Here is a 15,819-nt window from a genome sequence, read left to right as displayed (position 1 = left end):
AAAGGCTTCTCCTTTTATTTTCTTATAATTGCTTTTTCGTTTTGTAAAAATAGTTCATCAAATTGTTTTGCAAGCTCAAAATCTAGTTTCGTTAAACCTTTTGCATTCCAAGATGACAAAGTAATAATAACTGCTTTATACTGGATAAGGATAAATGGATGGTGATTATGTTCTTCTGATAGTTTGGCGGCTTCAGAGACAAATTCGACTCCTTTTAAGTAGTCGGAAAACATATATTTTCGTTCAATCCATTTCTCATCTTTTACCATCCATTTATCTACCTTCAATAATTCTTCGTGAACTTCTTCTTCAGTTAATCTTAGCATCATTTTTCACATCCTTTACTGGAAGTAACGCAAGACCATTGTTAATAAGGCGTGTTACAGCTTCGTCAGTTGTGAAAGTAGAAAGTTGATGTAGTAATGCTGCCGATGTTTCATGCCCTTTGTTATGCTCTAAAAGTAACTCTAATACTTCAAGGCGCAGTAACCATTCTTTCGCATAAAATTTATTTAATACTTCTTGAATTGCTACTAATTGATCGATATGCGCGTCGTGTAAAATCCCCTCACTTCGAATATCTCGAACTGTTTGATACATACGTTCAAGTTCATTCAGTACAAGTGGAGCAGGAATTTCGTGAACTTCTTCATCCATTTGGAAAAATGCTGCGGCATCTGCGGCACCTGGGAATACTGAAGTGATTTGTGAGCCAACAGCCATATCAAATGCGCCCCATGAAGCATCAAATAAAACGCGGGCGTTATAAGTAACTGTGCAATCGATAAAGGAAATAAGAGCAATTTTCTTATCGTTTTTTACAATATCTGTTACTGTTCCTTTTACATGAATACCACTTGCAAAAGTAAACTCAGCGATAGTTCCAATTGTAATTCCTAATGATTGTAGTTGTTCGTCTGTACAATTTTCTAATGCAATATTTTCAGTGAGTAATCCAATCGGTGTTCCAAATCCGTCACTGTGTACAGAAGTAGAATGATTCGCTAACTGTTTATTATGAAGTGCTAATGCCGTTGGCGAATTTGTTCGCATGTAAATTAATTCACCTGCATCGTTTTCAATTGTCTCGCTAAATGTACCTGTAATTTGTAATCCGCTATTTAGCTCAGCTGTTGCATAGTTCTCAGAGCGAATTGCTTTTTCTAAACCTTCTTTTCCACCTGTTTTAAAGGCCATTGTTTTAGAAAATGTTTCAAGCGCATCTGTTAATTCTTCAAAGGATTCACAAACAAATAGTTGTGGTTGCATTTTTGTTACGTCATAAGTTGTCCCTATACATGCTTCGATAGAAAATGGAACCTTTTCTACAGCGTCTGTTAAGCAATGTTTGCTTTCGCCAACAGAAGAAAGGAGACCAGCACCATATATCTTTGGATCATCTATATTTCCGATCAATCCATATTCTACTGTCCACCAGAAAAGACGTGAAATTTGTTCAGCTTCTGATAAACCAGAAACTAAGTTTTGTTTTTCAATTACAGCATTTTCAGCAGCCTTAACTTCATCAGGAGTAGAAGTAGGGCTTTCTTTCACTATCGTTAATGTACGAACAGCTTCAAATGCATCATGTTCTTCTTTTGTAGAGAAAGCTTTTGCACCAATTTGCCCAAAACGTTTCACATATTTTGCATATGTAGGATCAAGTAAAATCGGTGCGTGTCCTGCGGCTTCGTGTACGATATCTGGAGCTGGTGTGTACTCGATATTTTCTACTTTCCGAATATCTGTTGCGATCGGTAGTAATCCGTGTCCTTGAAAATCGAAGAATGCTACGCCGGGAATAAGTCCGTCAATCGTTACAGCGCCCCAGCCACTTGGTGCCAAACACTCATTCATTTCTTCTACTTTTGGAATTGCATCTATATTAATACCAGATGATTGTAGTCCGTTCACATAGGCTGGATGAGCAACGTCTTTTAAGAAGCTATGATTTTGTCTCATAATGTAACGCCACACAGCGTGATTCACCGGTGTGTATTGATCATAATGTTGTGTGGATACGAATGGTTTTAAATGCGATGGAATTTCTGTTTTCTTTGTCATTTAGACATCCTCCTTTTTTTCTATAAAATTGAATATCGATTTCGTATAGCTTGTATCACCTCCCTTCATTATTTGTAAGCGCTTATAAAATTTTATCATAAGATTCGGAATTATTTAACATCTGTTTCTGTGAGAAATAGAAAAAGCCCCTATCGGAAAATCCGATAGGGGCGAAAGAATCGCGGTACCACCCTATTTGTAAGTGAAAATATACTTACATCTCAATTAATGATAACGGAAAAATTCCGTCTTTTCCTTCATGCATAAAAGCACTACGAAAAAGAAGCTCCAGAATTGTAATTCATACTTATATATGTGCTAATTTCCACCGACCATTAGCTCTCTGTAACAGGGATATAAGATACTACTGCGATTCTTTCAACGCGTATATATGAAATTGTGTAAGAGGATGGACGCAAAAAAGTCCCTATCGGAAAATCCGATAGGGACGATAAAAATCGCGGTACCACCCTATTTGTAAACAACTAATTGTTTACCACTCACTTTACGATAACGGAAAGATCCGTCTTTCTCTTCATGCATAAAAAGCATTACGGGAAAGAAGCTCCAGAATTGTAATTCACGCTTGTATATGTACTGATTCGCACCAACCATCAGTTCTCTGAGACAGTGATATAAGTCGCTACTAGTATTCCTTCAAAGCCGATATATAATTCGTTCAACTAAACTATGTTTTGTATTATAAAACTATATTAAAAAAATTGTCAACAAAAATTTTTTATCCCGTGTTAATGAGCAGTAAAATTCCTACCTCAAAATTCGGTTGGAGCAAAGAAGTGAGATGGGAGATTAACTGCCCGTAACTCCCGATTGGTGAAGGCTAATAATCAGTGGGGATGAACGAAATCTCCACTGATTAAAATTTTACTTTATTTCACTTCTAAATTAACAGTTAAATTAGAGGTATTGCCAGCTGCATCAGTTGCTACAATGTGAATAGTATTTTTTCCTTCTTGTAATTGAGTGCGATCGAAATAAATGTCATAGCTTTTCTCCCAAGGGTTCAGGAATGCCTGTTCCCATACACCATTTCCGTTAATTTCATATTGCATTCTCACTGGAATACCAGGTGCTATCCAACCAGATTCTGACATCCAATCTAGTAGAATATCATCAACTTTTCCTCTAATTACGAGATTTTCTTGGTCAACCTCGTGTGTTAACTTAGGTGCAGTTCGATCAAGAAATACAGCAGCTGTTTGCTTTGTTTCCCCGCCAGAATTAGAAGCAACTGCTTCAATTTGATATAGCCCATCAGTTAAAGGAGTGCCATCTGCTTTTGTACCATTCCATTTGAAAGGTTTATACCCAGGAGTTGCATTTTTAGCTTGATGGATAATCCCTTGATACGTTACACGTTCTTTCGTAACTAAATTTGCATGCAATGTGATATCATCCACAGGCGCAACTAAATAGTAGTTGATGAGATTATCATCTAGTACGTGGTCGCCATTTGGGCTAAAAGTAGAATTAATAATTTCAAGTCCATCGATACGTTTATAATCTTTAGGATCGATACTAAATGTGAATGGAATTCGAATTTCTTCTTTTGCCCCTTGTTCTTTTACATATACATTTCCAGTATACACACCTTGTTGTAGTGAGCTATCTACAGTGATAGTAAATGGTTTTTCGGTACTACTATTCGGTTGAATGCTAATCGATGAAGGGACAGAAGCTTTTACTTTTGTTTTTGTGTTTGCATCTAGTAATTCCACACGAGTTGAAAAACTTTTCTTTTTACTAGAAAGGTTTTGTAATGTAACATTTTGCGTCAGTTTTACTTTTCCGCTATTGGGCTTAATAAGACCGAAGCTGACATTGTTAGGTTTTACTAATACATTTGTTTGAGCTGCTTTCGGAATGTTAATTAAACCAGATCCTTGTGCCATAACAGGGTATGTATTTTCATTGACATCATGTAATGTTTTGGCATTGTTGGCAAGAGCCGCTTTCAATTGTTCTGTCGTCCAATCAGGATGCATTTGACGCAAGAGGGCAACCGCTCCAGCTACTTGCGGAGCAGCCATACTTGTTCCGTTATGCGATTCATAGCCGCCTCGCGGTACTGTACTAGTAATTTGTACTCCAGGTGCAACAACATCAGGCTTTATTAGCCAACTTCCTTGTGATGGTCCTCTTGAACTAAAGTTACCGATAAGTTCTGTTTGCTTTGGTTGTCCAATTTTTATATTTTTCTTTCGTTTTGTAATTAAAGTTTTTAATTCTTCCCCATTTGTATTTGATAATTGCATTACTGGGACAGCTAGATGTTCACGTGAAAAATATTCCGGCATCATATTAATTTCTTTTTCGCTAGAGATTAATAACACACCAAGTGCACCAGCTTGCTTCGCTTGTTCTGCTTTTACTAATGTACTAGAAGTACCTTGTAAAATAAGTGCGAATTTCCCTTTCACATCTTGTTTTGCATAATCACTTGGATTGCCATAACCAACATATACAAGAGGAGAATCATTTTCTATTGGAAAATCGGATTTTGATAATGGTAACCCTTGATATGTTTTGCTGGAACCAGTTACTTGGAATGTTGGAAACGGGATAGAAACCGTAGATGCTCCAACAGAAATGACACTACTTGCGTTACCGGGAGCATCAACAGACCAAGGTTTTGGTCCGTCATTTCCATTTGAAACGACAGCAGTAACACCAAGTTTCGCTGCTCGTTCTAACGTTAATGTTACAGGCTGATCAGGTACATTTAAATCCTGCCCAAGGGAGAGGTTTAACACATCCGCACCATCTTGAATTGCTCGCTCAATTCCTTGGATAATATCATCTGTTGTACCAGTTCCACCGTCATTCATTACACGATAGGCTAGAATAGAAGCGTTTGGAGCAACGCCTTTAATTTTTCCGTTACCCGCAATAATTCCAGCTACATGAGTACCATGTACGTTACCATCCATTGGATCGTTATCTTCATCAACCGTGTCATATCCACCGATATAATTTGCCTTTAGGTCAGGGTGTGTATAGTCTACGCCAGAGTCGATAATGGCTATTTTCATGCCTTTTCCATCAAGCGGTTTGCCAAATGGATCTTTTAAATTCCACGCTTCAGGTGCACCAATTGTCGGTCCACCGATATTTGGTGCTTCTTCGTTAATAGCACTTTTTGATGTTTCATGTAATTTATATGTTAAGTTCGGATAGACTGCTTTTACTTCAGGTAAAGAGGCAAGAGAGGTAATTTGATCTCCAGGAATTGAAATAGAGAATCCGGAAAATAACGTATTATACACTTCTTTAATTTTTGCACCAGGTGCTTTTTCTTTTATTTTCTTAGTCGTATCTTCTTGTGCTTTTTTGAGCTCAGCATGATAAGACTGTGCATTACTATTTTGTAAATCTGGAGCATGCTGAATATTACTTTGAGCAGCGAGAGGTGCATGTTGTAATTCTACAATTACTGATATTTCTTTTGTTGTTTTCGTTTCAACATTTTGAGCGATTTTATGTTCTCCCCACTGTTCAATCGTTGTTTTTAATTGTGGACTAAATTGCTTCTCCTTTTGTAGTGATTCAGCATGAGCACTTAAAGCTCCAAAACTAGAAAAGACAAGCGCCATGCTTAATAGTGTAGATGTAGTTTTTTTCATTGATACTCCCCCTAATAAAAGTGCCAATATTCAGAAATAAAATCTTGCATTTTAGTTAGAAATTATACATATAAATGTTGGCTAAACTATACTTTCAACATAATTCATACCAATCCTCTATGGATTGAAAATTTCTTGGGAAATTTTTTCTGATTATGTCGAATCGATATTTTTCACATATTGTAGGGATAAAGTGAGGAATGCTATGAGGGAAATGGAGTGATGGTATGAAAAGGCTAATAGTAAGTAGTAGTGTAGTGTTGTTTATGTTTTTATGTTCTATCACTATTACTAGTGCAGAAAATAATAGTGTGAAAGTTGCTTTTATTCGTCATCATAATCTTTGGATTAAAGTTGATGGGAAAGAAATACAGATTACAAAAGGAGAGTACATAACAGGGCCGAAGTGGTCATATGATGGGGAATGGCTAGCGTATGTAAAAGGGAAGAAACAAAGTATTCTTGAGTTATATCGGCTGAAAGATGGAAAGAAAGTTACGCCGTTTCACTCAGAAGCATCGAATTATCAATGGTCACCAACAGAAAATATAATTGCATTTATATTTACAGGTACATTAAATACATTTGATGTAGAAAAAAAGAATGCAGATTTTGAAAATGTATCGGCTGGTGTAGGGGATTATGCATGGTACCCCGATGGAAAGAACTTTCTTGTATCCTCTGAAGCGCACTTACTTCCAACAGGATGGACAGGGGCTCAGCTATATGAAGTGCAAAAAGATGCACATATGAATCCTCACAAAATGAAGCATTTGTATGCATTGCCAAATGAACACGATGATTTCCTAGCGCTAGTAGCAAGTGGCTTTAAGTGGTCACCAGATCAAAAGTGGATTTCATTTTTAGCAGTACCGACAGCTTCATGGTCAGCTGATAGTAATACGCTTTGCTTAGTTCGTGCAGACGGCAGTCGGTTTGAAAAAGTAGATCAAATGTTATTAAACGCACAATGGTTTCAATGGGCACCATCAAAAAATATATTAGCTTATATTGAAGGGAGCGGAAGAGTTGCATTAGAAAATAAACATTTAAAAGTAAAGGAATTGCCAGCACTTCAGCAGAACATATTTACGCCGAAAGGATATGTTGATTGGGATTTTGTATGGAAGAACGATAGAGTAATTATCGTTTCACGAGCAAAAGAGGCAGGGATAGAAACTCCACCAGAAAAAAGGCCACTACCATCTTTATATGAGGTCGATAGTACAAGTAATGCACAGCATCAAATCACAAAGAAAACGAACAAGCAAGGGGATTACCACCCGATCTTCATGAAGAAGAGTAATCAATTAATTTGGATACGTTCAGACCGTAAGAAAGCGGATGTATGGCTTGCTCATAAAGATCGGAAGCAGGAAAAGAAGTGGATTGAAAATATAGATGTACCAGCGTGGTATTATGAGAAATGGAATTGGGGAAATGTTATCTCGGTGAAAGAAGAATAAAAAAACTGCCTAAAAGATCATTTTAGGCAGTTTTAATTGTTATTTATGTGTTTTATTTGGCTTTTTTTTCGCTGGGTTTCCGTTCCCTTGGCGCTTTCTATTTTGTTCATCTTTTGCTTGTTTTTCATGTAGTGTATCTAAAAATTCATTCGAGTTACTCATGTTTATATCTCTCCTTTCATTTTGTCATGATTACTATAACCATTTAGGAGGATAATCATGAGTTAGAAGTTAGGCACTTAATTTTCTTCGATAATGTAAGTAAAATATTCCATACATAACAAATAGCATGAGTAAAACTTGTAACTCTACATTTTCTTTTAAAATAGCTGCGATAGTGTCTGGTAAGTACGGTGATTTATCGTTTGTGCTTAAACCTAACCATTTATTTAAGAGGCTAATGGTACAAAACATAAAAACACCGGACCAGCTTGCCGTAATTGCTTTTTGCTTAATTTTTGTTTCACGTTCATCATCTGTAATCCAAGGATTAGCAGTTTTATCACTACTAAAGAAGCCGTTTATATATCCCCATACAATCATTCCAATAAAGACAATTATCCATTTCATATATGTAATTCTCCTTTCTGTGTAAAAAGTTTTTTACATATTGGTTTTCATATAGCAGGAATAAAGTATGAGATAGGGAAGAAATATGTAAGAGGATTTCATAATGAGAGGAGGAAGGGGATGAAAATCGTCTTTGTTCGGCACGGGGAAGGAGAACATACAAGGGATTTGCCATCAAGTTTAAAAGTGCTTCATCCGCCATTGACGGATGAAGGAAGGAATCAGGCTAAATTACTTCAATGCAATGTGCCATTACAAGAGACGGATATATTAATTGCTAGTCCTACACTTAGAACTTTGCAAACGGCGACAATATGGAGTGCGAAAGTTGCTTGTCAAAAAATCGTTCATCCATATGTATCTCCGCGTATTTTTCCTTATCGAGAAGAAGCGAGAACATTACCGTGCGATTATATAGTAGATCAGGGAATGATAACAAAGTTATTTCCGCATTTTTCGATAGAGAAAAGCTCAAATAATCAGTTATGGAAGGAAGGTATAAACACTATTTCAGAGAATAGTTTTCAGCAAATAGTAGATGAATTTCTTCTTTGGTGTTATGAACTGAGTGTTGAAAGAATTTGCATTGTATCCCACGATGGAACAATTACAGCATATAGGCAATATTTACAGAAAGTCGTTTTAACTAGATCAGATTTTTTGAAAGAAACGGGTATATATGAAATGGATTTATCCCAGAAAATTCTGATTGATAAGGGCTGATTATAGGATGGGGATTGTATGTTGAATATTGCATTAGTAGTTGGTTTTAATTCGGATTTAGAGGCGCAATCAATCCGAGCATCTCTTGAATATTTTGGTGCAAGGGTTGTGACATATTGGATTGGTAGACCGAAAGATTTTGTGGGAGTTCTTTCTGGAAAGAACTTATTTAACGATGTTAATTATATTATTTTTTGCTTTCATGGTGAAGAAGGGAAGTTTGTCATGGAAGAGTTAGGCGAAGAAGTATATGAACAAGATGAACCGAGAGGGTATTTTGGTGCAGAAGAAATTTATGAATATGCAAAATTGCATAATACACATATTGTAAATAGCGGGTGCACGTTAGGGGAGAAAAATCTAGCAAAATCTTTTTTACATAGTGGTGCGAAATCATATATTGGATCGATTGATTATGTAGATGGAAATGCAGCACTTATGTTTACTATACGCTTATTTTATGGGGTTATTAACCATGGGAAAACGTTAGAAGAAGCGTTTCAAGAAGCGAGTTTAATTGATGAGGAGACACATACATTTCGATTCTATAATTAGTGTGAAACACGTTTATTCTATATTCGAATAAACGTGTTTCACATTTAACTCACAATTTTTTTACATTTTTTTCAATGAAAATGATTATCACCTGTGGTATGATATGTTCAAGTTTTTACAGGTAATAAAAGTTACTATATAAACGTTAGTTTTGAATGTTTCATACGCATGTCACGAATTATTCATAATTAACGTTTTAAAAATAAGTAACTAATGTTATTATATTATCTGTAACTAACTTAATTACAACTTTAGGAGGAAGATATGGTTATTCAATTTTTAAGAGAAAACAAAGCAGTTTCTTTTGTATTAGCAGTAATTCGAGTATATCTTGGTTACACATGGTTAATGGCTGGAATCGGTAAACTACAAGGAAAAGGATTCGATGCAACAGGTTATTTGCAAGGTGCAATTGAAAAATCTAAAGGTGCACAACCGGCTGTTCAATCTTGGTGGGCATCATTCTTACAAGAATTTGCAATTCCAAATGTAGATTTGTTTAATACACTTGTAACATGGGGGGAAATTTTAGTCGGAATTGGTTTAATTGTAGGCTGTTTAACAAAAACAGCGGTCTTTTTTGGTCTTGTAATGAACTTTTCCTATATGTTTAGTGGGTCAATTGGTGTGAACCCTGAGATGGTTATCTTATCTATGTTTGTTCTTGTTTCCGGTATGAACGCTGGGAAATTTGGAATGGATGGCTTTGTTATCCCGAAAGTATTAGGATCAAAAACTCAAAAACGCCAAAAGCAAGCTGCTTAATATATGAAAACGGGTATCTCAAAATGAGATACCCGTTTATGTTATTTTTCAACTTTGATCGGATTGTTCTTAAAGAAATCTTTTACATACCCGACAAATTCTTGTGGTTCTTGGCGAAATGGTGCATGATAACCTTTTTCAATAATATGTAAAGTGCTATTTTTTAAGAATTGATGATACGTTTCTCCTTCTTTCCAGGAAACGCTACTATCATTTCTGCCCCATATAATTAAAGTTGGCTGTTTTATTTCATTTGCATTAATTTTAAGACGTCTAGGCCATAATTTCATTTTATTATAATGCTCTTCATCATTACGTTTGAATTTCACTTTGCTTTCATCATAATCTGTAATAGAAGAAACTGCATTTAAATCAGTCGACAATTGTGGTTTTGGTGAGCCTTGTTTAGTAACGAATGTATGAGGGCCACCTGTAGCATCAGTTAAAATAAGGTGAGTAACTGCTTCAGGATATAAATATGTTAAATTTAGAGAAATTTCTCCCCCCATGGAATGCCCCAGTATTGCGAATGAATCATACCCTAGTTTTTTCATTAATTTATAATACAAATTTGCATGAGTTGGAAAAGAATAATAAAAATCCATTGGCTTAGATGAGCGCCCGAATCCTAAAGCATCTACAGAAATAATTGTATGATCTTTTGCTAAATCGGAGTAAATCTTTTGAAAACCATCTGATGACCCTCCAAAGCCATGAATCATAAGTAAAGGTGGTTTTTCATTACCAATCTTTTTAAAGTAAATGGTTTGACCATCTATTTCTACCATTTTTTCCTCGGTAGCTAGTTTCGCTGTAATTGTATTTTTAACTTGTTTTACTTGTTCTACTGGCTTTTCTGCTGCACTACATCCTACTAATAGTGTAAGAGTAAGACAACCTACCATAAAATAGCTAAATCGCTTCAATTAGGTGTCTCCTTTCTAACATAACGCTGTATCTATCATAGCAAATAGCATATTACGATTTCCAGGAAGTCGGCTACCATTTTTTATCATAAGAGGTGAAAGGAGCGTTTCTTGGAAATTTTCTGTTTGAAGAAATTTACGAAATGTAAATTGTGAGTGTGGGACATCAATTCGTACTATACCATTCCAACATTCACATATCTTTTTTAATAATTGAATAGCATCTTCTGCTTGCTTGGCGATAAGTGGATTGATACATAATATATTGCCCTTTTGTATGCATAATGAAAAAGCTTCTATACAGTTATTTCTTTCAATTTTAAAAGAGTGTACAGCCCTTGGTAATAGCAAAGAGTAAAGTAGAGAACGATTCATACCAGTTGCAATTTGATCCAGAGAAGTAAGAGATATAAGGTCTTCTTCTTGTACTTGTTGTAAGTGAGAAGGGTACGTCTTAATAGTTTGCTTTTCAAAACGATGAATCGTTGTTGCTGTTTGAAATCCGCATGATGTGTATAGAGGTTCGCCAGCTTTTGTCGCAATAAGTGCAATGGGTTGTTTTGGATGAATTTGTTCCAAGCAATGATTTAGCAACATGCGCCCTATTCCGCGTCCTTGAAAATTAGGGTGAACGATTAACATACCAATGGAAGCGAAGTTACTTGTAAAGGGAAATACTCCTCCAGTCGCAATGAGTTTGTTCTCATGAATGTAACCTACAAGTGTGCCGATAGAAAGATACATTTCGAATTGTTTTTTCATAAAAATTTCATCGTGTAACCATCCAACAGATTTGCAAAGATTAAGTAATTCAAAAATAAAAGACTCATTTAGCTTTACTATTTTCATAAAGGCTCACCGCATTTCTATTTATTTTCATAAAAATAGAGTCAAAATGTAAAAAAGAGATTTACGTTAAATGAAATCCAACTTGTTTATATTTAAATTGTAAAGGGCGGGATGATTGATACAAAAAGACAAAGTTATACAAATTATAACTGATATTTACATAAGTTAACAAAAAATTTACATACAGCTAATTTTCTCTTAATAGTCTTCCGTTAAATTTGATAGTGGGAAATGAATAACCTAATTAGGGGGACAAGACAGTGAAAAAGTTTGTGAAAAAAGCATGGCCATTTGCAGTTGTGGCATCATTAGCAGTTACTTCGGTAGCAACATGGAATTTTACTCGTTCTAGTGAGGTTAATGCAGATGAGAACGGAAGCAATGCAAAGATTAAAAATGTTATCGTATTAATTGGGGATGGTATGGGTCCTTCATATATGACGGCTCACCGTTATATGAAAGATAATCCAAAAACCTTTGAAATGGAATCTACAGAATTTGATAAGCATCTTGTAGGAACACAAAAAACATACCCAGAAGATGAACATGAAAATATTACAGACTCTGCATCGGCAGCAACAGCTATGTCAGCAGGGATTAAAACATATAATGCTGCAATTGCAGTTGATAATGATAAAGCGGAAGTGAAAACAGTTCTTGAGCAAGCGAAAGAAAAAGGGAAATCAACGGGACTCGTTGCAACTTCTGAAATTACACATGCAACACCAGCTGCTTTCGGTGCGCATGACATTAGCCGTAAAAATATGGACGCAATTGCAAATGATTATTTTGATGAGAAAATTAAAGGGAAGCATAAAGTAGATGTTATGCTTGGCGGCGGCGTAAAGAACTTTGTTAGAAAAGATCGTAATCTTACAGAAGAGTTTAAGAAATCTGGTTATAGCTATGTAACGGATCGAGATCAATTGTTAAATGATAAAAATGACCAAATTCTTGGTTTATTTGCACCAGGTGGATTAGATAAAATGATTGACCGTAATGAGAAAACACCTTCATTAGAAGAAATGACTAATGCAGCAATTGAGCGTTTGAACAAAAATAAAAATGGTTTCTTCTTAATGGTGGAAGGAAGTCAAATCGACTGGGCTGGACATGATAATGATATTGTTGGTGCAATGAGTGAAATGGAAGACTTCGAAAAAGCTTTCAAAGCAGCGATTGAGTTTGCGAAAAAAGATAAAAATACGTTAGTTGTTGCAACGGCAGATCACGCTACTGGTGGCTTATCTTTAGGTGCCAATGGCGAGTATAACTTTAAAGTAGAACCAATTAAAGCTGCAAAGCGCACACCAGACTTTATGGCAAATGAGATTGCAAAAGGTGCAAATGTAGAAGAAACATTGAAAAAGTATATTGATTTACAATTAACTCCAGAAGAAATTCAAGCTGTAAATGATATAGCTCCGTCAAAAGATGTAACAAAGATTGATAATGCAATTGAAGATATTTTCAATAAGCGCTCGGTTACAGGCTGGACAACGGGTGGACATACAGGGGAAGATGTGAACGTATATGCATTTGGTCCAGGTAAATACTTGTTCTCTGGCGTTCAAGAGAATACAAATATAGCGAAACGTGTCTTTGATATTGTTGGCGGTGGCGATCCGAATAAAGGAAGACGCTAATTAAGAGCGAAAGTGAGGCGAAATGCCTCACTTTTCTTTTTAGGAGTTGGGAATATGAAAAAGTTATTTAGGAAATTAAGGTTCCTTCTAGTGTTTGTAGTACTACTAGTTGGATGTCAACAAGAAGAGAATAACGTAGAACAAAAATCTACTACTAAAAAAACTGAGGAAAAGGTACAAATAACAAAAGAAGAAGAGAGATCTATTCAAGATGTTATTCATACATTTGTGCGAACGACGAATGAAAAAAATCTTGCAGAACATATGGAGTTATTTTCAAAGAAGATGCCTAGTGCTGAAGACTTAAAAACACAAAAAGAAGCCGCATTTCAAAAGGGAAATAAGAAAATTGAATTGGAACATATAGATATGAAAGTTAGTAAAGTAGGGTATGTTATTGTTGAAACGAAAGAAAAGGAAGTAGACGACAGTATCACTCTTCAAAAGAAAGTACAGTATGCTCTTGGGAAAGAAGATGATAAATGGAAGATTGAAGAGGTTCGAACGATAGAGAAAAAATAAAGTGAAACTTTAATAAGTGTGGAGTCGTACTTCCCAAAAATGATAGAAAAAAGGTTCTCATTGGCGAGAACCTTTTTTTATAGTGGTAGCATAATTTGATTTGAACATGCCTCAATATCATCAATATCTTGACGAATTGTGGCCATTTTATTATCCAGATCTTCAGCTTTCATTGCTGCATCATGTAGTTCATCTTTTAAATACTCCGGTATTTTCCCTTCATATTTATAATAAAGTTTGTGTTCTAAACTTGCCCAAAAGTCCATTGCCAGTGTACGTAACTGAATTTCTGCAAATACATCTTTTGTACCAGAATTTAGTGATAAAGGGTATTTAATGATCATGTGTAAACTTTTATATCCGTTTCGTTTTGGGTTAGCGATATAATCTTTTACTTCTATGACTTCCATATCTTCGCGTTTTTGAATGACTTCTTTCAAATGATAGATATCTTCTACGAAGCAACATGTAATACGAATACCAATAATATCTTGTAAATGTGTTTGAGCATTTTCAACTGTTGGTAATAAGTTTTTGCGCTCTAGTTTTTTAATAATACTTTCAGGTTGTTTTAGTCTTGTTTTTATATGTTCAAACGGGTTGTAATCCTCTAGAAATTGAGCTTCCCGGTTCATAATTTCAAATTTAGTTTTTAACTCTTCTAAAGCAAATGTATATGGTAATACAAAAGCTTTCCAGTAGTTAACTGTTGATTGATTATATTCCATTTATATACACACCTTTTCCTATTTGCAAGTGAGGTCGTTATTATACTAAATACCAAATCATATAAGCGCAAGCAGCAAATGATGAGATCATAAAGCGATATTTAGTTTTCATACTTTCAACTCCTTTCGAGTAAGATTTTATATTAATAAACGTGATTGTTAATAAGTTCACTATGTACAGTTTCTATAGTAATAGATTCGTGTGAATTTCGTATGAACTAATTGTTTCAGCTTTTTGTCTTTTTTGCTGTTAATCATAATTATTATTCGGATTTAAAGTGTTTTTATTTGATTTATCTATTTGTATAAATTAATGTATATTTAAATTTATAGTTATTGAGGAGGATATATGGTGAACTTTGAAGAATTAGCAATTGCTAGACGTTCTGCAATGAAATTTATACAAGGTATAGAAATCCCTGATGAGGATTTTAAAAAAATATTTGAGTTAACTAAGCTTTCTCCATCTTGCTATAATTTGCAGCACACACATTATGTTGTAATTCGTGATCAAGAGCGAAAAGAAAGATTAAAAGAATTAGCTTTCGGTCAATATAAAGTATCGAGTGCATCAGCGGTAGTGTTCGTTTGTGGTGATAAAAAAGCATACCAAAATGTTGAAAATATTTACTTCGGCATGAAAGTTTTAAAGATGATTGATGAATGTGAATATGAAGATACAATTAGGAAAACGAAAGGTTTATATGAAGGAAAAGGAGAGCGTTTCATGGAGGATGAAGCGATTAGAAATGCTTCGTTAAGCGCGATGACTTTTATGTACGCAGCTAAATATTATGGCTATGATACATGTCCAATGATTGGTTTCGATGAAAAAGCAGTACAAAGTGAATTAAATATGCCGGAGCATATAGTACCTGTTTTAATGATTACGATAGGAAAAAGTGATACGACTAAAACTCGTCCACGAGGATATCGAAAGCCGATTAGTGAGTTTGTTACATACGAATCGTTTTAATAAAGTGAAACTTTAAATCAGTAGGGGTCTTATTGGCCGTTAATGCGGGACAAAATTTATTTAACTATAAAAAACAAGGGGATTCTAAATGGAATCTTCTTGTTTTTGCAATTGACAAATAGAATGAAGTTTTATAATATATAAATCGTAATCATTACGTTTTAGTTGCAATCTTTGAAAGAAAGGAGAATTAAATATGCGTGTAAATATTACATTAGCTTGTACGGAGTGTGGCGATCGTAATTACATTTCTAAAAAAAATAAACGAAACAATCCAGAACGCATCGAACTAAAAAAATATTGTCCACGATTAAAGCGAGTAACGTTACATCGTGAGACGAAGTAAAAGACTAGAGATATCTCTAGTCTTTTTTTTATAGTTCTT

16 protein-coding genes and 2 other annotated features are annotated in these 15,819 nt (G+C 35.0%); of the genes, 8 read left to right on the top strand and 8 right to left on the bottom strand.

Translation table 11 applies throughout. The features are described 5' to 3' along the window. Positions 1–14: 14 nt before the first annotated feature. The 3 genes from DN399_RS21460 to DN399_RS21450 form a co-directional block, all read right to left on the bottom strand. Positions 15–329, bottom strand: coding sequence for a 4a-hydroxytetrahydrobiopterin dehydratase (locus DN399_RS21460; protein WP_000979537.1), 315 nt, complete (start codon positions 327–329; stop codon positions 15–17). Continuing rightward, positions 310–2,064, bottom strand: a complete 1,755-nt coding sequence (locus DN399_RS21455; protein WP_149149926.1) for an aromatic amino acid hydroxylase — start codon at positions 2,062–2,064, stop codon at positions 310–312. The genes DN399_RS21460 and DN399_RS21455 overlap by 20 nt, the downstream gene beginning before the upstream one ends. Positions 2,065–2,227: 163 nt before the next feature. Then, positions 2,228–2,455, bottom strand: a binding site (T-box leader). Between the two features lie 50 nt (positions 2,456–2,505). Beyond that, positions 2,506–2,734: a binding site (T-box leader), on the bottom strand. Positions 2,735–2,954: 220 nt separating this feature from the next. Further along, complete coding sequence (locus DN399_RS21450) at positions 2,955–5,708, bottom strand: S8 family peptidase (RefSeq protein ID WP_000754151.1); 2,754 nt, start codon at positions 5,706–5,708, stop codon at positions 2,955–2,957. A gap of 227 nt (positions 5,709–5,935) precedes the next feature. Between DN399_RS21450 and DN399_RS21445 the strand changes: the two genes are divergently transcribed. Next, positions 5,936–7,174: a TolB family protein gene (locus DN399_RS21445; protein WP_000825732.1), complete on the top strand. Its 1,239-nt coding sequence runs from the start codon at positions 5,936–5,938 to the stop codon at positions 7,172–7,174. 39 nt (positions 7,175–7,213) lie between these two features. On the opposite strand, the gene DN399_RS21440 is transcribed toward DN399_RS21445, so the two are convergent. Both DN399_RS21440 and DN399_RS21435 read right to left on the bottom strand, forming a co-directional pair. Beyond that, positions 7,214–7,336: a DUF4023 domain-containing protein gene (locus tag DN399_RS21440; protein WP_000071866.1), complete on the bottom strand. Its 123-nt coding sequence runs from the start codon at positions 7,334–7,336 to the stop codon at positions 7,214–7,216. Between the two features lie 69 nt (positions 7,337–7,405). Then, entirely contained in the window at positions 7,406–7,744 is a 339-nt protein-coding gene (locus tag DN399_RS21435; protein WP_000871150.1) for a hypothetical protein, read from the bottom strand. A 120-nt stretch (positions 7,745–7,864) separates the two neighbouring features. Between DN399_RS21435 and DN399_RS21430 the strand changes: the two genes are divergently transcribed. The 3 genes from DN399_RS21430 (at position 7,865) to DN399_RS21420 (ending at position 9,787) form a co-directional block, all read left to right on the top strand. Next, positions 7,865–8,467, top strand: a complete 603-nt coding sequence (locus DN399_RS21430) for a histidine phosphatase family protein (protein WP_000706239.1) — start codon at positions 7,865–7,867, stop codon at positions 8,465–8,467. Between the two features lie 18 nt (positions 8,468–8,485). Then, the gene (locus DN399_RS21425) at positions 8,486–9,022 is read left to right on the top strand and encodes a hypothetical protein (protein ID WP_000931931.1); all 537 of its coding nucleotides are present in this window, start codon (positions 8,486–8,488) and stop codon (positions 9,020–9,022) included. 264 nt (positions 9,023–9,286) lie between these two features. Then, complete coding sequence (locus DN399_RS21420) at positions 9,287–9,787, top strand: DoxX family protein (RefSeq protein WP_000236612.1); 501 nt, start codon at positions 9,287–9,289, stop codon at positions 9,785–9,787. A 41-nt stretch (positions 9,788–9,828) separates the two neighbouring features. Here DN399_RS21420 and DN399_RS21415 read toward each other — a convergent pair whose 3' ends face one another. Beyond that, positions 9,829–10,713: an alpha/beta fold hydrolase gene (locus DN399_RS21415; RefSeq protein WP_000819814.1), complete on the bottom strand. Its 885-nt coding sequence runs from the start codon at positions 10,711–10,713 to the stop codon at positions 9,829–9,831. Positions 10,714–10,728: 15 nt separating this feature from the next. Next, complete coding sequence (locus tag DN399_RS21410; protein WP_000706693.1) at positions 10,729–11,562, bottom strand: GNAT family N-acetyltransferase; 834 nt, start codon at positions 11,560–11,562, stop codon at positions 10,729–10,731. 260 nt (positions 11,563–11,822) lie between these two features. Between DN399_RS21410 and DN399_RS21405 the strand changes: the two genes are divergently transcribed. Both DN399_RS21405 and DN399_RS21400 read left to right on the top strand, forming a co-directional pair. Then, positions 11,823–13,208 carry an alkaline phosphatase gene (locus tag DN399_RS21405; protein WP_000714913.1) on the top strand — a complete coding sequence of 462 codons (1,386 nt, stop codon included), beginning with the start codon at positions 11,823–11,825 and terminating at the stop codon, positions 13,206–13,208. Positions 13,209–13,262: 54 nt separating this feature from the next. Then, positions 13,263–13,730 (top strand): hypothetical protein, encoded by a 468-nt coding sequence (locus tag DN399_RS21400; protein ID WP_000732795.1) that lies wholly within the window; start codon positions 13,263–13,265, stop codon positions 13,728–13,730. A gap of 77 nt (positions 13,731–13,807) precedes the next feature. Here the strand turns inward: DN399_RS21400 and DN399_RS21395 are convergent, their stop codons facing one another. Continuing rightward, positions 13,808–14,458, bottom strand: coding sequence for a GTP pyrophosphokinase (locus DN399_RS21395; RefSeq protein ID WP_000456219.1), 651 nt, complete (start codon positions 14,456–14,458; stop codon positions 13,808–13,810). Between the two features lie 349 nt (positions 14,459–14,807). Between DN399_RS21395 and DN399_RS21390 the strand changes: the two genes are divergently transcribed. Together DN399_RS21390 and rpmG are read left to right on the top strand one after the other, a co-directional pair. Then, positions 14,808–15,434, top strand: a complete 627-nt coding sequence (locus DN399_RS21390; RefSeq protein ID WP_000245977.1) for a nitroreductase family protein — start codon at positions 14,808–14,810, stop codon at positions 15,432–15,434. 196 nt (positions 15,435–15,630) lie between these two features. Continuing rightward, positions 15,631–15,780 carry a 50S ribosomal protein L33 gene (rpmG, locus tag DN399_RS21385; RefSeq protein WP_001265617.1) on the top strand — a complete coding sequence of 50 codons (150 nt, stop codon included), beginning with the start codon at positions 15,631–15,633 and terminating at the stop codon, positions 15,778–15,780. Positions 15,781–15,819: the final 39 nt, after the last annotated feature.

It is taken from the genome of Bacillus sp. AR4-2, assembly GCF_008274865.1.
Taxonomy (GTDB): domain Bacteria; phylum Bacillota; class Bacilli; order Bacillales; family Bacillaceae_G; genus Bacillus_A; species Bacillus_A cereus.
Note: the sequence above shows the minus strand (reverse complement) of the source record. Positions and strands in the feature narration are given on the sequence as shown.